The following is a 19,436-nucleotide window of genomic DNA, read 5'->3' as shown; positions in this document are numbered from 1 at the left end:
GATTGGACGTGAGCAACACAGACAAGCCGCTGGTCGGCGTGGTGATGGGCAGCAGTTCCGACTGGGACGTGATGCAGCACGCGGTGGCCATGCTGAAGGATTTCGGCGTGCCGTTCGAGGCGAAGGTGGTCTCCGCCCACCGCATGGCCGACGAGATGTTCGACTATGCCGAAAGCGCCCGCGCGCGCGGCCTGCGCGCGATCGTGGCCGGTGCCGGCGGTGCCGCGCACCTGCCCGGCATGATCGCCGCCAAGACCATCGTGCCGGTGTTCGGCGTGCCGGTGCCGTCGAAATACCTGCGCGGCGAGGATTCGCTGCTGTCCATCGTGCAGATGCCCAAGGGCGTGCCGGTGGCCACCTTCGCCATCGGCGAGGCCGGCGCGGCCAATGCCGCGCTGCATGCCATCGCCACGCTGGCGACCACCGACGAGGCCCTGGCCCAGGCACTGGAAGCCTTCCGCGCCCGCCAGACCGAGGCGGCACGCGCGATGACGCTGCCCCTGTAAGTCGCCCCGCCGGCGCTGCGGCGCCGGCCCTGCCGCAACAAGCCAATACCCATTCGAGCATGCCCACCGATATCCATCCTTCCCTGGCCGAAGCCCATACGCCCGAATCGCGTGCCGAGTTCGGCGTGGACAATCCCAACGCGCCCATCCTGCCGGGCGCATGGCTGGGCATGCTCGGCGGCGGCCAGCTCGGACGCATGTTCACGCATGCGGCCCAGGCCATGGGCTACAAGGTCTGCGTGCTGGACCCGGACCAGGACAGCCCGGCCGGGACGGTGGCCGAGAAGCACCTGTGCGCCGCCTATACCGACGAGGCGGCGCTGGCCGAGATGGCTCGGCTGTGCCCGGCGGTGACGACCGAGTTCGAGAACGTGCCGTCGATGTCGCTGGACCGGCTGGAGCAGCTGGGCGCCTTTGTCGCGCCGCGCGGCTACTGCGTGTCGATCGCGCAGAACCGCATCGGCGAGAAGAAGTTCTTCGCCTCCTGCGCAGAACGCACCGGCGTCTCGCCCGCGCCGCACTGGGTGATCCAGCACGATGCGGATATCGACCAGCTGCCCGAGACGCTGCTGCCCGGCATTCTCAAGACCGCGCGCATGGGCTACGACGGCAAGGGCCAGGCGCGCGTGCGCACGCGCGAGGACGTGCGTGCCGCATGGAACGCGATGCAGCACGTGCCGTGCGTGCTCGAGAAGATGCTGCCGCTCGCCTACGAGGTGTCGGTGCTGGCCGCGCGCGCCGCGGACGGCGCCACGGCGACGTGGCCGCTGGCGGAGAACGTGCATCGCGACGGCATCCTGTTTTCGACCGTGATGCCTTCGACCAGTGTGTCGGCCGAGATTGCCGACAAGGCGCGCGCCGCCGCTGCCACGATCACGACCGAGATGGGCTATGTCGGCGTGCTGTGCATCGAGTTCTTCGTGCTGACCGACGGCTCGCTGGTCGCCAACGAAATGGCGCCGCGCCCGCACAACTCCGGCCACATCACCATGGACGCCTGCGAAACCAGCCAGTTCGAGCAGCAGGTGCGCGCGATGGCCCGCCTGCCGCTGGGCAGCACGCGCCAGCATTCCGCCGGCAAGATGCTGAACCTGCTGGGCGACGTCTGGTTCGAGTTCGGCCTGGAGCGCACGCCGGCCTGGGACGAGGTGGTGGCGCAAACCGGCGCCAAGCTCCATCTGTACGGCAAGAACGATGCGCGCCCGGCGCGCAAGATGGGCCACGTCAACTGTGTGGGTGCGCAGGCTCAGGACGCCGAGCGGGCATTCGACGCCGCGCTGCGCGCGTTGCATATCACGCCCTGATATAAAGCGTTTTCCTCTCACCCACGCATCTGAGAATCGACATGTCGCGCATGCCCACGGCCGCCGAGATCGACGAGGCGGCGCGCCTGCTCGAGGCCGGCCAGCTCGTCGCCTTTCCCACCGAGACCGTCTACGGCCTCGGTGCCGATGCCGAGAACCCGCAGGCGCTGGCCCGCATCTACGCGGCCAAGGGCCGTCCCTCGAACCACCCGATCATCGTGCATGTGGTGGACGGCGCGGACATCGGCTACTGGGTGGACGACGTGCCCGAGGCCGCGCAGCGGCTGATCGACGCCTTCTGGCCCGGCCCGCTAACGCTGATCCTCAAGCGCGCCGCGCATATTCCGGCCGCCGTGGCCGGCGGGCAAGACAGCGTGGGCCTGCGCTGCCCGTCCCATCCCGTCGCGCAGGCGCTGCTGTCGCGTTTCAAGCGCGGGCGCGGCGGCATCGCGGCGCCCTCGGCCAACAAGTTCGGCCAGGTGAGCCCCACCACGGCGCAGCACGTGCGCGACGAATTCGGCGATGCCGTGTTCGTGCTGGAGGGCGATGGCGTGGAGGTGGGAATCGAATCGACCATCGTCGACCTGTCGCGCGTGGATCGTGGCGTCGGCCCGGTGCTGCTCAGGCCCGGCGCGATCACGCCGGCGATGATGGAGGCTGTGCTCGGCGCCGCGCCGCTGCCGCCCGACGCCGCCGCGCCGCGCGCCTCCGGCACCCTGAAGGCACACTACGCGCCCCGCACGCCGCTGTTCCTGGTCGCGCCGCACGACCTCGCGGCGCATCTGGCGGACCTGCCGGCCGACGCCCGCGTCGCCTGGGTGGCGCGCGAGCCGGTGGCCGATTCGCGCTGTGTCTGGGTCGAGGCGCCGGCCGATGCCGCGGCCTATGCGCGCGAACTGTATCGCCTGCTGCGCCGCCTCGACCGCGAAGGCTACGCCCGCCTGTGCGTGGCGCCGCTGCCGGACGGCCACGAGTGGGCCGGCGTCAGGGACCGGCTGCAGCGCGCCGCCGCCGCCTTCTCGGGGTAAGCGCCAGCCGCGGCCGTTGCCTTCCTACGGCGCGCCCTTGTAGACCCATTGCAGCAGCGCGTCGTGCGCCTCCTGGGCCTGCGACGCATTGGGGTGGTTGATGAAGCTGACCACCACGTAGCGGCCGCCGTCGACCGCATCCACATAGCCCGCCAGCGCGCGCACATCGGCCAGCGTGCCGGTCTTCAGATGGCCGCTGCCCGCCGCCGCGGAGCGCGTCAGCCGGTTGCGCAGCGTGCCGTCCACGCCGAGGACCGGCAGCGAGTCCACCAGCGGCGCGGCCACGTCGCTCGCCAGTGCCTGTTGCAGCAGGCGCGCCATGTCGTAGGCGCTGATGCGCTCGTCGCGCGACAGGCCCGAGCCATTGTCCAGCACCAGCCCCGGCATCTCGAGCCCCTGCCGCGCCAGCCAGCGCCGCACCACGCGGTCGGAGCGCGCGGTGCTGGCAGGACCGCCGCGGTCCATCTCCGCGCCGATGGTCAGGTATAGCTGGCGCGCCATCACGTTGTTCGAATACTTGTTGATGTCGCGGACGATATCCGTGAGCGGCAGCCCGTGATGGCGCGCGAGCAGGATCGCGCCGCGCGGCACCTTGCCCGTGCGCACCGCCGGGGGATGGGCGAAGCGCCCGCCCGCCGCCTGCCATTCGGCCACGAAGCCACCGGCGACGAAGTCGTTGTGCGACAGCGCCGCCAGATTCAGTACCTGTTGGCCGCATTCGGCGGCATAGCTGCCATCGAAGGCGGCGATTACCGAGCCGTCGGGCTGCGGGCTGAGCGCCGGGTTTGCGCGCGACTTCCACTCGCCGCAGCGGCCGTTCGACAGGCTCAGCCGGTTATCGAGCCGCAGCTGCGCCAGCGGGGGCGTGACCGTGACCGCGACGGTCTGCGTCGCGGCATCCGGCGCGAACGTGAACGACAGCGTCTTGAAGGCGTACAGCAGGGCGTCCGGGCTGACGTTGTAGGCGCGCTGCGTTTCGCCGTCGATGGTGCTGCCGTTGTCCAGGCCAGCGTCGAAGTAGGTGCGATCCAGCACCAGGTCGCCGTTGATGGTGACGGCGCCGGCGCGGCGCGCCTTGTCCACGAGCTTGACCATTTCTTCCGGCACGAACTTCGGATCGCCGTGGCCGCGCAGATAGACATTGCCGTCGACGGTGCCGTTGAAGTCGGGCTCGCGGTCGGCGTAGAGCGCGGTCTGCCAGCGGTAGTTCGGGCCCAGCAACTGCAGCCCCGCGAAGGTGGTCACCACCTTCATGGTCGACGCCGGATTCATCGGCGTCTGCGGATTCCAGCTCGCCCGCGCGGTGGGCGCGCCCACCTTGACGACGTAGAAGCTGCTGGCCGACAGCGGCACGTGCGCGCGGCCGAGCGCGGTGGTGACCGCAGCGGGCAGGCCGGAGCGCAGCGCGAGTTGTTGGGCGGTGTCCGGCGCCGCCGTGCGCATCGGCCGCGCCGACTGTGCCGACTGTGCCGATTGCGCAGATGCCGGGCCGTCGCCGCGCACGGCCCTGGCCGAAGCGGGCGTCTTCGCCTTGCTTGCCTTGGACGTCTTGCTTGCCTTGGCCGGCGGCCTGGTGTCGGCCAGGGCGGGAGGGACTGCGACTGTCGGGAGGCCTGCGATGCAGGCGAGCAGCAGGCAGTGGCGTAGCGAAGGGGCGAAGGAAATCGGCATGGCGGCAATGGTAGCGCATGCCTGTGCGGCGTTGCGCGTCGGTTCGCCACCGCACAGCCGTCCGCGTGCCTCGTGTGCTGATGCGCCGGAAACGAAAAACTCCGGACAAAGAAGGCAAGCCCAGGCGGGCGGGCCCGGCATGCTGGCCGGCATCCGCGGGCGCCGTTTTCCTGCCGCCTCGCATTCGCCGCCGGCCCGCACCGTCTCTGCCCGGTGGCACCGGATCCCGTTCCCCTCAACCGATCCGCCGGCTCCCTCGATTCCATCGAATCCGTCGGACCCTTCGGGCGCCCGCCATCATGCCTTTCCTGTCCCGCCTGTCGCCCCGCCATTCCCAGCCGGCACGCGTGCCCCTCGCGGCGCCGGCGCCTCGCGCAAGGCAGGGCGGCTGCCATGCATTCGCGGCAACGGTACTGGCCGCCGTGAAGGGGTTGGCGCAGGAGCAGGGCGCCGGGGCGCCGGCGACCGCCGCCGAGGTGCTCGCCACGCTGGAGGTGCTGTCGGGCATTCCGGTGCCCGACGGCGACGCGCTGGCACAGGTGCAGGACGTCGTGGCCCGCGAGCTCGCCGGGATGTCGACCGCGGACCGGCGCATGGTCGCGTCCTGGTACGCGGCCCGACAGCGCGAGCTCGCCGCCGAATTGCGGCGCCGGGCCGAGCAGGCGCAAGCCGAGGCGGGGCCCGAGGGCGACGCTGGCCAACCTGCCCTGCGGGCCATCCATGCGGTCAGCGTGCCGTTGAGCGCCATCGGCGCCGCGTTGGTCGCCGGCGCAGAGCGATATCGCCGGCACCGCGGCGCCCTTCGACCCGGCAGCCTATCGGCATGCGCTCGGATCGTTCCTGACGCGCATTGCGGAGCCGTCGCGCGGGGGTGGCACGACAGGCCTCGCGGGGCTGCTCGACGCAGTCGTGGCCGCGGGCGGCGCCCGCCGCGCGTTGAGCGAGACGGAACTGGACGCGTATCACGATGCCATTGCCGGGACGCTCGGCCAGTTCGAGGCCACGGCCCTCGAGGCCATCGGGCAGGCGCTTTCCGCGCGGGATCACGGCGTCCTGGCGACGTCCGCGGGCGCGGCTGCCGGCCTTGGCGCGGTGACGGATGCCTATGCCGAGCGCGAACTGGCCAAGCTCAAGACGCTCACCGAAGCGCGGCTGCGCGCCCACGGGCATGTCCGCGGGACGCTGGAGATCCTGTGCGACGCCGTCTTCGCGGACACGGAAGTTGCGACCCGGCAGGAGGCGCGCGCCGTGCACCGCTCGCTCCAGGCATGCGGCCGCAGCAGCGCGGAACGCGCGCAAGCCGCGAACGCGCCCCGGGCTGCAAGGGCCGCGAAGGTGCTCCGGGCCCTGCTGGCGTTGCCCGGGCTGGATGCCATGCCGCTCCCGTCGGTCGGGGCCATGGTGGCGAAGCAGCTGGCCGACATGCCGTGCACCAGCAGGCGGATGCTGCGGTCGTGGCTCGCCAGGCATGGGCGCGAGATGTCCCAGGCCTTGCAGGACCTCGCCGCCGGACAACCGGGGCCGTCGTCCCGCGAGGCGGGACGACGGTGCGAGAGACCGACGCCCGCGGATGCCGCCTGTGTCCAGCTGGCTGCCGTGCAATCGGCATTGGCATCGTTGGCGGCGCAGGACTACCGGACGAGCCGGGGCGGGTTCGATGCCGATGGGTACAGGGTCGCGCTAAGGGCGCTGGTGGACCGCATCGTCGCGCCGCACGACGCAGCCCCTGGCGCCGCCGCCCTGGCAAGCGCGGTGGACAGCGTAGTGGCAACCGGTGCGGTCGTACGCGGGCCGGATCCGGCGATGCGGGGGATGCGCCGCCACGCCATCGACGACGTGCTCGCGGACCTCGACCCTGCGCAATTGCAGGCCTTGCGGGCATCGTTTCGCGTCAGCCAGGACGCAGACGGCAGACGGTCCCCCGCGCTGCTGGCCGGCTTCATCTGCCACGACAGCTACGCCGCGGCCGAACTGCTGGCGCTTCATGACCGCGTGGAGGATCTGGCGCGGGAGGATCCGCGCGACGGCCCGCTATCCACGCCGCACTTCAGGCTGTATTTCGAGCGGCGGGCCGCACGCTGCGTGCCGCTCGTCGAACGGCTCGTCGCCGCCGGCCGGCAGGTCGCCGGGGGGAAGGGCACGGCCGGCTTCATGCGGGTGCAGGCGGGCATCGAGCAGCTCCACGCGGTGCTCGGCCATCTGCAGGAGCCGCTGGTCCCGGCGGCATGCGCCCGCGACTTTCATCGTTTCCATGCCGATCTGCGCCTGCTGTTCCGGCATTGCGCCGGCACGCTCGCGACGTTCGATCCCCCCGATATGGCGATGCGGCTGGGCGATACCGTCATGTATCGCTGCAACGAGATGCTGTCCATTGCGCGGCGCGGTGCGCCGCGCACGGAGCGCGAGTTGTGGCTGCGCCAGCGGGAGATGGCGACGGCCGTCCAATGCATGGTGCGGGAGCTGGCCACCGCGCGGCAGACGCTGCAGGACCAGGCCCTCGTTCGCCTGCAGCGCGCACAGGCGGTGTCGGCGGACCTGGACCACTGGCTTGGACCGGCCACCAGTCCCAATTCCCCGGCCCCGCAACCGTTCGATGTGCGCGCGGCGCTGGACCGGCTGATCGACGACCTGGTCGTCGTGTCCAGCGTGGCTGGGACCGGATGGAAGCCGGAACCGCTGCGCCCGTTACGCGCGAGCCTGACCGCGCTGCTAGGGAAGGGATCGCACTGGCTGTCGAAGGCGCAGCTGGCGCGGCTTGCCCGGTGCGGCGAGATTGGTCTGCCGATGGCACGCATCTGCGAACTGGCGGCGTCGATCCGCGATGCCCTGTCGGCGTGCGTCACGCCATGCGCGCCCGGCGCGCTCGCCATCGGCATGCGGAACCTGGCGAACAGCGTGCTCGCCATGCATGCCTGCCTGGCCCGCGCCAATGCGGTAGGCGCGCCGGCGGCGCAGGCGCAGTCGGAACAGGAGATCGTGGATGGCGTCCGCCAACACGCGGCCGGTGCCGTCCGCCGCATGCTCAACGACGCGGTGGCCGCACTCGGCCGGCGCCGCCACATCGCGCTCCGCTCGCGGCTCGCGAGGCAGGACCATCAGGCATGCCGGCGGATCGTACGGCGGCTGCCGCCGGCGCTGCGCGGCGTGGGGCCCGGGGCGCCCGTGGGCGGCTTCGCCCATCGCGTGGTCGCCGACGGCTTCAAGGCCGCCATTGCGCTGTGGGCCATCGCCTTCGACGGCCTGCACGAAGCGGTGTCCGGCGTGAGTGCGGACACGGCGGAACGTGTGCATGCGCGCATCACGGACGCGCAGTGGCGGACCGCCTACGCCGTCATTGGCGCCGCAGTCGGCGTACGCGCGGCGCCCGCGGAAGACGGCGTCGAGATCGTCGCGCTGGAGAATGCCGAATTCTATGCGCTGCATGGCGGCTGGCCGCGCCGCGCCGTGATGTCCGACTACGCCCTCGCCGGCAAGCCGTTCGCGGTCTGCAGCAGGACTGCCACCGATCCGCGCACGCTGCGCGGCAAGCCCGTCGAAGTACGGTTTCGCGGCGCCGTGACGGCCAGCGGCAATCCGGAAACCGTAGTCGTCAGCGAGCTGATTTGGATGGACATCCATCGGGCGCGCTTCGTTGCCGACGATGTCAGGCTGTCCGGCAACAGCTTCGCGGTGGAGGAATCGTTGGATGTCACCGAGGAAGCGGGCGGGACGTCCTTCGTAGTCTCGGAGAACCCGCATCTCTACCGATTCCTCGCCACGCTGCAATCGATCTGCGGCAAGGGCAACTGGCAGTACGCCTGGCAGTTCGAGCGTCAGTTCCATGCCGTGACCGCACTGATGAGCCAGGCGCTTCCCGCGGCGTTGACCAGCGTAACGATGGGCGGGGAGGTGGACTATGGATGGTTCGGCAAGGGCGCGTTCATCAAGAGACAGGGCGATACCGACGTCGAATACCGCTGTGGGAAAGCGCGTGCCGGTGTCGCCAGGATCGACCTGCGGCAAGACGAATTCGTTTCGATGATCGCGCCGCAGCCCGGCCCCCGCGGGCGCCCGGGCGGGGCCAACCGCCTCCTCGAACGGGAGTACTCCGTCGCGCGGTACGCGCTGGCGGTGGAAGTTGCCGGAGGAAAGCCGACCGTGCCCGTCGGTTCGGCCCGGCTGGGATTCGCGCTGGTCGAAGGCTGATCGCGCGCAGCGCGGGCGGCCCTATCGCAGGAATGGCGGGGAGAGCAGCCGCAGTCCCACGGAAACAAAGCGATCGGCGGCCTGGTTGCCCAGGCGGCTGCCGTAGGTCGCATCGAGCTGGACCCGGTTCGGCACCAGCCATATCCGCAGGCCGAGCTGATACCAGGGGTTGCCGCGGTTCTCGCCGAAGCTCTCCGCGATGGCGGTCAGGCGCTGGTTCAGTACCGCCTCGGTGGCGATGCCCCAGGTCATACGCGTCTCGCGCGCTTCGCGGTCGCGGCTGATGCCGAGATTGGTGTGAAGCAGGTAGTGATCGTCGGCGAACGACACGGTCAGCGGTACGTAGGCATAGGCGGTGCCCAGCGCCTTGCGGTCTTCGGCCTTGGGATGGTTGACCCCGCCGAACACCAGGGCGACGCCGTAGCCGTTCGCCTGGACCGGCTTGAGCACGGTCTTGCCTTGGAGCTGGATGTCGGTCAGCGCGGTGCCGTCGCCATAGGACTGGACCGCGCCACCGAACGTCAGTTCGAAGTTGCCGGTCACGTTGCAGCCGGGCAGCGCCCAGCGTTCCGTGCCATCGCGATGGAAGCGCAGCCACGCTTCCAGCTGGCATGACTGCGGGTCAACGATCCTGGCATCGTCGGTCACCAGCGGCCGGGCGGCCTGCGCGGCCTGCCATGGCGCGGCCATCGGCAAGGCCAGGGCGGCGAGGACCAGGGCACGGACGGGCAATGGAGTCGTGTTCATGGGCGTGGGATGGGTCTGCGGAGCGGCGGCGGAATCGCGCGACGTCGGCGGGCGCCGCAAGTGTAGCGTCGTTCGATGACATCTTGGCGGGAAGCCCAAGTCGGAATGCGCTGACAAAGGCATCGGCGCGGCTCCCCTGTCGGGCATGCGACGCGTCGGCCAGACTACAGCTATCCCCTAGCAGGCAGACGAGGAGCCAACAATGCGAACAATCACGCTTTCCCTGATGCTTACCGCGATCATGGCCACCGCCGGCTGTGCCGACATGACCCCGAAACAGCGCAACACCGCGATTGGTGCGGGTGTCGGCGGCGTCGCGGGTGCCGCCGTGATCGGCGGACCCGGCGCCACGCTGGGCGGCGCGGCCTTGGGCGGTGTCGTCGGCAATGTGCTGACCGACGACCGGAAGTAAGCCGCCGCAGCCCACGAAAAAAAAGCGCCCGGTCCATTTCGGACCGGGCGCTTCTTTTTTTGCTACGGACTGCCAGGCGTCAGACGCACTCGCCTTCCGCCATGGCCTTGCCCTTCGCCGCCGGTGCGTCGCTCTTGCGGGCCGCCGGGACCGGAAACACCGCGTCGTATGCGAGGTTGTAGAAGAACGCATAGACCACGTAGAAGCCGGCCACCGCGATATCCATGATCAGGGCTTCGAGCAGGCTGATCTTCAGGTACCACGCCACCGAAGGCAGGAACACGATTAGCAGCCCGAGCTCGAACAGCACGGCGTGCAGCACCCGGACCGCCGTCGATTTGCGCACGCTGCCGGTCAGCCGCACCATGCCCTTGTCGAACATCAGGTTGTAGACGTAATTCCAGAGCGCCGCGATGAGCGAGGCGACCGCGGCGATGATGCCCATGTCGTGCAGGCTGTAGCCGAAGACGAGGCTGCCGAGCGGGGCGAACATCAGCAGGCCGATGACCTCGAAGCCGACGGTGTGCCGGACCCTGTCCCAGGTGGTGCGCATTGCGTGTTCTCCTTGCTGCTTCAATATGGGGCAGTCTATCGGTCTGGATGAGACAGACAAGTTGGGACGTATCGCAAAAAGCGATATATTGGCCCGCATCGACCGCCATCGCCCCGCCCGAGCGGGTGTCCCGCCATGAGCCTTTCTCTCGAACAACTCCAGGCCTTCGTCGCCGCCGCGGAAACCGGGTCGTTCTCGGCGGCCGCGCGCCGGCTGCGCAAGGCGCAGTCCGTGGTCAGCATGGCCGTGTCCAACCTCGAAATCGACCTGGGCAGTCCGCTGTTCGACCGCGCCGGGCGCTATCCCACGCTGACGCCGGCGGGCGAACGGCTGCTGGTCGAGGCCCGGGTCATCCTGGAGCGCTGCGAGCATTTCCGCGGCGTCGCCAAGAGCCTGGGCGAGGGCGTGGAAAGCCGGCTGGTGCTGGCGGTCGACGAGCTGTATCCGGAGGAAACGCTCGGCTCCCTGCTGGAGGAGTTCTCGCACCGCTTTCCTTCCGTCGAGCTGGAGCTGCTGTTTCCGCTGATGGAGGACGTCAGCCGCCTGGTGCTGGAGGGCTGCGCGGACCTGGGCATCATGTGGCGGCAGGAGATCTTGCCGCCCGCGCTGGGCTTTCGGGTGCTGGGCCGCGTACCCATGCCCATCGTCTGCGCGCCCGATCACCCGCTGGCGCGGCAGCCGCGGGTGGGCTTCGAGGAGCTCAAGCGCTACCGCCAGCTGATGGTGGCGGTGCGCAGCGACAGCGAGGAGAAGAAACGCCTGCGGGTCGCGGCCGAGGTCTGGTGGGTCGAGAGCCAGTGGGTGATCGTCGAACTGGTCAAGCGCAAGCTCGGCTGGGCCTTCGTGCCCTGGCATGTCGTGGCCAATTCGCCGGCGGCGGCCGAGCTGGTCTCGCCGGTGCTGGAGTTCGACGACCAGGACTGGCCGGTGCCGATGGAGCTGGTCTGGCTCAAGCAGCGTCCGCTCGGCAAGGCCGGCACCTGGCTGAAGGAGCGGGTCAGCCAGCAGGCGTTGCCCCAGCCCTGGCCGCGTTCGGCGGCCGCGATGCCGCCGGGGGCCTGAGGCCAACGCGCCTAGCGGGCGGTCGCGCCCCCGGCGTCCGGCTGGCGCGCGGCGCCGACCGGTTGCAGCTGCCAGCCACCGCCCAGCGCCTTGACCAGCGTGACGCTCGCCGTCAGCTGACGGCCGGCCAGCGACAGCGCGTTGCGCTCGGCCGTATAGGCCGCGGTCTGCGCGGTCAGTACGTCCAGCAGTCCCGCGGTGCCGGCGCGATAGCGGTTGTTGACCAGCGCCAGCGCCTCGCGCGCGGAGCGCAGCGCTTCGTTCTGCACCGTCGCTTCCTCCTCCAGCAGGCGCGCGGCCGCCAGGTTGTCCTCGACCTCCTGGAATGCGTTGAGCACCGTCTGCCGGTAGTTGGCCACGGTCTGGTCGTACACCGCGACCGCCTGCGCCTTGGCGGCGTTGCGCAGGCCGCCGTCGAACAGCGTCAGCGCCAGGTCGGGACCGATGGACCAGATGCGGTTCGGCAGCGACAGCCACTGGGACAGCGAGCTCGATGTCAGCCCGCCGGTGGCCGAGAGCGACAGCGACGGGTAGTAGGCGGCCTGCGCCACGCCGATCTGCGCGTTCGCCGACGCCATGCGGCGCTCCGCAGCGCCGATATCGGGCCGCCGCTCCAGCAGCTCCGACGGCACGGCCACCGGCACGCGCGGCACCCGCTCGGCGAAGTCCACCGGCGCCAGCGCGAAGTCAGCGGGCGGCTTGCCGATCAGCACGGCAAGCGCGTGCTCGTACTGCGCCCGCGTGATCTGGATATCGATCAGCTGCGCCTGGGCGGTCTTGAGCTGCGTCTCGGACTGCAGCACGTCGGAGCGCTGCGCGGTGCCGGCGGCGTACTGGTTGCGCACCAGCTGCAGGGACTTCTCGTAGTCGGCGACCGTGCGCTGCAGCAGCGCGCGCTGCGCATCGGCCACGCGCAGCAGGAAATAGGTCTGCGCCAGCGCGGCATGCGTGGACAGCAGCGTCGAGGCGAGGTCGGCCTGGCTTGCCTGGACCTGCGCCTCGCTGCTTTCCACCTCGCGCCGCACGCGGCCCCACACATCGAGCTCCCAGACGGCCGACAGCGTGGCGGCCTGCCCGCTGGAAATCTGGCCGCTGCTGCCGCGGGAGCGGTCCACGCTGCCCTGCGCGCCGACCGAGGGGAAGTAGCCGGAGCGCGAGGCCTGCAAAATGGCCTGGGCCTGGCGGTACTGCGCTTCCGCCGCACGGATGTTCTGGTTCGAGACCTGGACCTGCGCCATCAGCGCATCGAGCTGGCTGTCGCCGAACACCGTCCACCAGTCGCCGCGGTTGACCGCGTCCTGCGGGTCGGCGGGCTTCCATCGTCCCCACTCGGCGGGTGCCTCCTTGAATGTCGGCGTGACGGGGGCCTCGGGCCGCTGGTAATCCGGCCCCACCGCGCAGCCGGCCAGCGCGAGCGCGCAGGCCATCGCGAGGGTACGGGGAACGAGGCAAAGGCGGGCATTCACAGTCATGTTTCGCATCAGGGTTCGTGGCGGATGGGCGCGGGCGTGCCGAAGCCGCCGGGGCCGCCGCGGTCTTTCGGCGCCGCGCGCCGTTCGCGCCAGCGCTGCCACTTCAGGCGCCAGCGATCCAGCGTCAGGTAGACCACCGGTGTCGTATAGAGGGTCAGCAACTGGCTGACCACCAGCCCGCCGACGATGGAGATGCCCAGCGGCGCGCGCAGCTCGGCGCCGTCGCCGCGGCCGATGGCCAGCGGCACGGCGCCCAGCAGTGCGGCCATGGTGGTCATCAGGATCGGGCGGAAACGCAGCAGGCACGCCTGGTAGATGGCCTCGCGCGGCGACAGGCCCTCGCGCCGCTCGGCGTCGATGGCAAAGTCGATCATCATGATCGCGTTCTTCTTGACGATGCCGATCAGCAGGATCACGCCGATCAGCGCGATGATGCTGAACTCCGTGCCCGAGGCGAGCAGCGCCAGCAGCGCGCCCACGCCGGCCGACGGCAGCGTGGACAGGATCGTGATCGGGTGCACATAGCTTTCGTACAGCACGCCCAGCACGATATAGATCGTGATCAGGGCGGCCAGGATCAGGATGGGCTGGCTCTTGAGCGAATCCTGGAACGCCTTGGCGCCGCCCTGGAAGTTCGCCTGCAGGGTCTCGGGCGCGCCGATGCGCGCCACCTCCCGCTGCACCATCTCGGTGGCCTGCGACAGCGACACCCCCGGTGCCAGGTTGAACGAGATGGTGGCCGCGGCGAACTGGCCCTGGTGGCTCACGCCCAGCGGCGTGCTGGTCGGCACCACGCGGGCGAAGGCCGACAGCGGCACGCGGTTGCCCGCGCCGGTCACCACGTAGATGTCCTTCAGCGCATGCGGGCCCTGCAGGTACTCCTCGCTCAGCTCCATCACCACGCGGTACTGGTTCAGCGGGTGGTAGATCGTGGAGACCAGCCGCTGCCCGAACGCGTCGTTGAGCACGGCATCCACCTGCTGCATGGTCACGCCCAGCCGCGAAGCGGTATCGCGGTCCACGATCACCGAGGTCTGCAGGCCCTTGTCGTTCGTGTCGGTATCGACATCCTCCAGCCCCTTCAGATTGGCCAGCGCGTTGCGTACCTTGGGCTCCCACTCGCGCAGCACCTCCAGGTCGTCCGACTGCAGCGTGAACTGGAATTCCGAGCTGCTCTGGCGGCCGCCGATGCGGATGTCCTGCACCGGCATCAGGAACAGCCGCGCGCCCGGTTCCTTGGCCAGCGCGATGCGCAGGCGCGCGATCACGACATCGGCGCTCTCCTTGCGCTCCGCCAGCGGCTTGAGCGTGACGAACATCTGGCCGGTATTGCGCTGGGAGCCGCCGGTAAAGCCGGTGACGTTGACCACCGCGGGATCGGCCTGGACGATCTTGACGAAGCTGTCGAGCTTGCCGCGCATCGCCTGGAACGAGGTGGCCTGGTCGGCGCGGATGAAGCCGATCAGCCGCCCGGTGTCCTGCTGCGGGAAGAAGCCCTTGGGCACGATGATGTAGAGCCACACATTGAGCGCCACCGTGGCCAGCAGGATCGCCCACACCCACTTGCCGTGGCGCAGCGCGAACGACAGCGAGCGGGCATAGCGGTCGCGCATGCCGTCGAACACGCGCTCGCTGGCCAGATACCAGCGGCCGCGCTTTTCCTCGTGCGGCGCGCGCAGCAGGCGCGCGCACATCATCGGCGTGGTGGTCAGCGAGACCACCAGCGACACCAGGATGGCCACCGACAGCGTGATCGCGAACTCCTGGAACAGCCGGCCCACGATGCCGCCCATCAGCAGCAGGGGAATGAAGACCGCGATCAGCGACAGGCTCATCGAGATCACCGTGAAGCCGACCTCGCGCGCGCCGCGCAGCGCCGCCTGCACCGGCCGCATGCCGGCCTCGATATGGCGGGCGATGTTCTCCAGCACCACGATGGCATCGTCCACCACGAAGCCGGTGGCGATCGTCAGCGCCATCAGCGACAGGTTGTTCAGCGAGAAGCCGGCCAGGTACATCACCGTGAAGGTGCCGATCAGCGATACCGGCACCGCCACCGCGGGAATGATCGTTGCCCGCACATTGCGCAGGAACAGGAACACCACCATGATCACCAGCGCCACCGAGATCAGCAGCGTGTGCTCGACCTCGCGCAGCGACGCGCGGATGGTGGGCGTGCGGTCCATCATCACGTCCATCGAGATGGCCGCGGGAATCATCTGGCGCAGCGTGGGCAGCATCTCGTTGACGCGGTCCACCGTCTCGATGATGTTGGCGCCCGGCGAGCGGTTCAGCACCAGCAGCACCGAGGGTTTGCCGTTGGCCGAGCCGGCGTTGCGCACGTCCTGCACGGAGTCGGTCACCGTGGCGACGTCCGACAGGCGCACCGGCACCGGCAGCGAGTTCGGCCCGATGGCGCCGTTGCCGACGCCCGTCGCGCCGGTGGTGATGGTGGTGGTGCTGCCGCCGGTGGTCAGCGTGGTGGTGGTCACGCCGTTGACGGTGCGCGTGCTGACGTTGCCGCCGGAGGTGGCATTGGCCGTGCTGGCGATCAGCGCCCCGGCCGAGGTCGACGAATAGGTGCCCGGCGCCGCATAGCGGATGATCAGCGGCATGTAGTCCGACGCCTTCATCGCCTGGTCGTTGGCGTAGACCTGCCAGTTGCTGGTGTCGTTCTCCAGCGAGCCGAGCGGCCGGTTGGCGTTGGTGGCGCTGATGGTGTTGCGCACGTCCGCCAGCGAGATGCCGTACTTGTTCAGCGCGGTGGGGTTCAGCGACACGCGCACGGCCGGCAGCGAGGCGCCGCCGATGGTGACCTGGCCCACGCCCTCCACCTGCGACAGCTTCTGCGCGAGGATGGTCGAGGCCGCGTCGTAGAGCTGGCCGCGCGTCATGGTGGGCGAGGTCAGCGCCAGGATCATGATCGGCGCATCGGCCGGGTTGACCTTGCGATAGGTCGGGTTGCCCGGCAGGCTGCTGGGCAGCGTCGAGCGCGAGGCGTTGATGGCGGCCTGCACGTCGCGCGCGGCGCCGTCGATGTCGCGCGACAGGTCGAACTGCAGCGTGACCCGCGTCGAGCCGAGCGAGCTGCTGGAGGTGATCTCGGTGACGCCGGCGATGGTGCCCAGCGCGCGCTCCAGCGGCGTAGCCACCGTGGCAGCCATGGTCTCCGGGCTCGCGCCGGGCAGCGAGGCCGAGACCGAGATGGTCGGATAGTCGACCTGCGGCAGCGGCGACACCGGCAGCATGCGCAGCGCGGCCAGCCCCGCCAGCAGGATGCCCAGCGTCAGCAGCGCGGTCGCGACCGGCCGGTGGATGAACGCGGCGGACAGGTTCATCATCGGCGCGCCACCGGATTGCCGTCGCGGTCCAGCGGCTCATCGCGCGGGTCCGCGTCGGGATTGCCGAAACGGCGGCGCCGCCAGCCCTTGATGCGCGTCGCGGTGCGGTCGAACGCCAGATAGATCACCGGCGTGGTGAACAGCGTCAGCACCTGGCTGACCAGCAGCCCGCCCACCATGGTGATGCCCAGCGGCCGGCGCAGCTCGGAGCCGATGCCGGTGCCCAGCATCATCGGCAGCGCTGCCAGCAGCGCCGCCATGGTCGTCATCAGGATCGGGCGGAAGCGCAGCAGGCAGGCCTGGAAGATCGCCTCGCGCGGCGTCATGCCGCCCTCGCGCTCGGCCTCCAGCGCGAAGTCGATCATCATGATGGCGTTCTTCTTGACGATGCCGATGAGCAGGATGATGCCGATGATGGCGATGATCCCCAGGTCGTGGCCCGCCAGCAGCAGCGCCAGCAGCGCGCCCACGCCGGCCGAGGGCAGGGTGGACAGGATCGTCACCGGATGGATGGTGCTCTCGTACAGCACGCCCAGCACGATATACATCGTGACCACCGCCGCCAGGATCAGCCACAGCGTATTGGACAGCGACGCGCGGAACGCCAGCGCCGCGCCCTGGAAGGTGGTCTGCATCGAGATCGGCAGGCCGAGTTCGTCTTCCACCTGGGTGATCTTGTCCACGGCGTGGCCCAGCGCCACGCCCGGCGCGAGATTGAACGAGATGGTGGCGGCCGGGAACTGCCCCTGGTGGTTGATGACCAGCGGGCCGGTGCGCTCGCTGATGCGCGCGAACGCCCCCAGCGGCACCTGCCCGCCGGAGGACGATGGCAGCCGCAGCTCGGCCAGCGATTGCGGCCCGTCGCGGAATTCCGGCATGGCCTCGAGCACCACGCGGTACTGGCTGGCCTGCGTGAAGATCGTCGACACAAGCCGCTGGCCGAAGGCGCTGTACAGCGCGCTGTCGATCACGGCGGTGGTGATGCCGAAGCGCGCGGCCGCGTCGCGGTCGATGTCGACGTAGGCGCGCAGCCCGTTGTTCTGCTGGTCGCTGGCCACGTCGCGCAGTTCGGGCTCCTGGCGCAGGCGCTCCACCAGGCGCGGCACCCAGGTGGCCAGCGTGTTCGGATCGGGGTCCTCCACCGTGAACTGGTACTGCGTGCGCGAGACGCGGTCCTCGATGGTCAGGTCCTGCACCGGCTGCGTGTACAGCGAAATGCCGCCCACCTTGCGCACCGCTTCCTGCAGGCGCAGCGTGACGGTCTCGATGTCGTCGCGCTCGCCCTTGGGCTTGAGATTGATCAGCATGCGGCCCGCGTTCAGCGTGGTGTTGGAGCCGTCCACGCCGATGAACGACGACACGCTCTGCACCGCCGGGTCCTCCAGCACGGCTTCCGCCGCCGCCCGCTGCTTGGCCGCCATCGCGGTAAAGGAGGTACTCTGCGCCGCTTCGGTGATGCCCTGCACGACGCCGGTGTCCTGCACCGGGAAGAAGCCCTTGGGAATCGCCAGGTAGAGCAGCACCGTCAGCACCAGCGTGCCGATCGCCACCAGCAGCGTGGCGGTCTGCCGCGCCAGCACCCAGTTCAGCGCGCGGCCGTAGCGTTCGATCACGTTGTCGAAGAAGCGGCCCGTGGCCCGGTGAAAGCGCGGCAGCTCCTCCTCGGGTACATGGCGCAGCAGGCGCGCGCACATCATCGGCGTGAGCGTGAGCGAGACCACGGCCGAGATCAGGATGGAGACGGCCAGCGTCACCGCGAATTCGCGGAAGAGGCGCCCCACCACGTCGCCCATGAACAGCAGCGGGATCAGCACTGCCACCAGCGAGAACGTCAGCGAGATGATGGTGAAGCCGATCTGCTTGGAGCCCTTGAGCGCCGCCGCCATCGGAGTATCGCCCTTCTCGATGTAGCGCATGATGTTCTCGATCATCACGATGGCGTCGTCCACGACGAAGCCGGTCGCGATGGTCAGCGCCATCAGCGTCAGGTTGTTGATCGAGAAGCCGGCCAGGTACATCACGCCGAAGGTGCCCACCAGCGACAGCGGCACCGCCACGCCGGGAATGATGGTGGCGGGCACGTTGCGCAGGAACAGGAAGATCACCATCACGACCAGTGCGATGGCCAGGAACAGTTCGAACTGCACGTCGTGCACCGAGGCGCGGATGGTGGTGGTGCGGTCGGTCAGCACCTGCACCTCGACCGAGGCCGGCAGCGAGGCCTGCAGCTGCGGCAGCAGCGCCTTGATGCGGTCCACCACGGCGATCACGTTGGCGCCAGGCTGGCGCTGGATATTGAGCACGATGGCCGGCTTGGCGTTGGCCCAGGCGGCCAGCCGGGCGTTCTCCGGGCCGTCGACGATGGTGGCCACGTCGGTGATGCGGATCGGCGCGCCGTTCTGGTAGCCGATGATGATCTGGCGGTATTCGTCGGCCGACTTGAGCTGGTCGTTGGCGTCGATGGTGGACGCGCGCGCGGGCCCGTCGAAGCTGCCCTTGGCGCCGTTGACGTTGGCGCTGCCGATCGCCGTGCGCAGGTCGTCGATGGACATGCCCAGCGCGGCGAGGGCGGCCGGATTGGCCTGGATGCGCACCGCGGGGCGCTGCCCGCCGCTGAGCGTGACCAGCCCCACGCCCTGGATCTGCGAAATTTTCTGCGCGACGCGGGTGTCCACCATGTCCTGCAGCTTGGGCAGCGGCAGGGTGTCGGAGGTCATGGCCAGCGTCAGGATCGGGGCGTCGGCCGGATTGACCTTGCTGTAGACCGGCGGCATCGGCAGGTCGGACGGCAGCAGGTTGCTGCCGGCATTGATGGCCGCCTGCACCTCCTGCTCGGCCACGTCGAGCGGCAGCGTCAGCTCGAACTGCAGCGTGATCACCGAGGCCCCGCCCGACGAGGACGAGGACATCTGCTTGAGCCCCGGCATCTGGCCGAACTGCCGCTCCAGCGGCGCGGTGACCGCGGAGGTCATCACGTCGGGGCTGGCGCCCGGGTACAGCGTGGTGACCTGGATGGTCGGATAGTCGACCTCGGGCAGCGCCGACAGCGGCAGCAGCCGGTACGCCACCAGGCCGGACAGCAGGATGGCCAGCATCAGCAGCGCGGTGGCGACCGGCCGCTCGATGAAAAGGCGTGATGGGTTCATGGCGAATCC

12 protein-coding genes are annotated in these 19,436 nt (G+C 69.8%); 6 read left to right on the top strand and 6 right to left on the bottom strand.

Annotation, left to right across the window (positions count from 1 at the left end; all coding sequences use genetic code 11):
• The first annotated feature begins 8 nt into the window (after window positions 1-8).
• From purE to LDO27_RS12950, 3 genes are read left to right on the top strand one after another with little or no spacing between them, the layout of a single operon-like run.
• Complete coding sequence (purE, locus tag LDO27_RS12960) at window positions 9-506, top strand: 5-(carboxyamino)imidazole ribonucleotide mutase (protein ID WP_222201859.1); 498 nt, start codon at window positions 9-11, stop codon at window positions 504-506.
• A 59-nt stretch (window positions 507-565) separates the two neighbouring features.
• The gene (locus LDO27_RS12955; RefSeq protein WP_222201857.1) at window positions 566-1,810 is read left to right on the top strand and encodes a 5-(carboxyamino)imidazole ribonucleotide synthase; all 1,245 of its coding nucleotides are present in this window, start codon (window positions 566-568) and stop codon (window positions 1,808-1,810) included.
• 41 nt (window positions 1,811-1,851) lie between these two features.
• Window positions 1,852-2,838 (top strand): L-threonylcarbamoyladenylate synthase, encoded by a 987-nt coding sequence (locus tag LDO27_RS12950; protein WP_224042139.1) that lies wholly within the window; start codon window positions 1,852-1,854, stop codon window positions 2,836-2,838.
• A 24-nt stretch (window positions 2,839-2,862) separates the two neighbouring features.
• On the opposite strand, the gene dacB is transcribed toward LDO27_RS12950, so the two are convergent.
• Entirely contained in the window at window positions 2,863-4,509 is a 1,647-nt protein-coding gene (dacB, locus tag LDO27_RS12945; RefSeq protein ID WP_224042138.1) for a D-alanyl-D-alanine carboxypeptidase/D-alanyl-D-alanine endopeptidase, read from the bottom strand.
• Between the two features lie 936 nt (window positions 4,510-5,445).
• On the opposite strand from dacB, the gene LDO27_RS12940 reads away from it, so the two are divergent.
• On the top strand, window positions 5,446-8,694 hold the full coding sequence (locus LDO27_RS12940; protein ID WP_224042136.1) for a hypothetical protein: 3,249 nt from the start codon (window positions 5,446-5,448) through the stop codon (window positions 8,692-8,694).
• 21 nt (window positions 8,695-8,715) lie between these two features.
• On the opposite strand, the gene LDO27_RS12935 is transcribed toward LDO27_RS12940, so the two are convergent.
• On the bottom strand, window positions 8,716-9,441 hold the full coding sequence (locus LDO27_RS12935) for a hypothetical protein (RefSeq protein WP_224042135.1): 726 nt from the start codon (window positions 9,439-9,441) through the stop codon (window positions 8,716-8,718).
• A 202-nt stretch (window positions 9,442-9,643) separates the two neighbouring features.
• Here LDO27_RS12935 and LDO27_RS12930 point away from each other — a divergent pair, with 202 nt between their 5' ends.
• A complete protein-coding gene (locus LDO27_RS12930; RefSeq protein ID WP_222201846.1) occupies window positions 9,644-9,853 on the top strand; it encodes a glycine zipper 2TM domain-containing protein in 210 nt (69 codons plus the stop codon).
• 79 nt (window positions 9,854-9,932) lie between these two features.
• Here the strand turns inward: LDO27_RS12930 and LDO27_RS12925 are convergent, their stop codons facing one another.
• A complete protein-coding gene (locus LDO27_RS12925) occupies window positions 9,933-10,406 on the bottom strand; it encodes a PACE efflux transporter (RefSeq protein WP_222201844.1) in 474 nt (157 codons plus the stop codon).
• 135 nt (window positions 10,407-10,541) lie between these two features.
• Here LDO27_RS12925 and LDO27_RS12920 point away from each other — a divergent pair, with 135 nt between their 5' ends.
• The gene (locus LDO27_RS12920; protein ID WP_222201842.1) at window positions 10,542-11,468 is read left to right on the top strand and encodes a LysR family transcriptional regulator; all 927 of its coding nucleotides are present in this window, start codon (window positions 10,542-10,544) and stop codon (window positions 11,466-11,468) included.
• Window positions 11,469-11,479: 11 nt separating this feature from the next.
• Here the strand turns inward: LDO27_RS12920 and LDO27_RS12915 are convergent, their stop codons facing one another.
• From LDO27_RS12915 to LDO27_RS12905, 3 genes are read right to left on the bottom strand one after another with little or no spacing between them, the layout of a single operon-like run.
• On the bottom strand, window positions 11,480-12,940 hold the full coding sequence (locus tag LDO27_RS12915) for an efflux transporter outer membrane subunit (RefSeq protein ID WP_377747212.1): 1,461 nt from the start codon (window positions 12,938-12,940) through the stop codon (window positions 11,480-11,482).
• Between the two features lie 8 nt (window positions 12,941-12,948).
• Window positions 12,949-16,278 carry an efflux RND transporter permease subunit gene (locus LDO27_RS12910; protein ID WP_224042549.1) on the bottom strand — a complete coding sequence of 1,110 codons (3,330 nt, stop codon included), beginning with the start codon at window positions 16,276-16,278 and terminating at the stop codon, window positions 12,949-12,951.
• Complete coding sequence (locus LDO27_RS12905) at window positions 16,278-19,427, bottom strand: MdtB/MuxB family multidrug efflux RND transporter permease subunit (protein ID WP_224042133.1); 3,150 nt, start codon at window positions 19,425-19,427, stop codon at window positions 16,278-16,280. The genes LDO27_RS12910 and LDO27_RS12905 overlap by 1 nt, the downstream gene beginning before the upstream one ends.
• Window positions 19,428-19,436 lie beyond the last annotated feature (9 nt).

This window comes from Cupriavidus respiraculi (assembly GCF_914271545.1).
Taxonomy (GTDB): Bacteria; Pseudomonadota; Gammaproteobacteria; order Burkholderiales; family Burkholderiaceae; genus Cupriavidus; species Cupriavidus respiraculi.
This window is presented reverse-complemented; position numbering and strand designations above follow the sequence as displayed.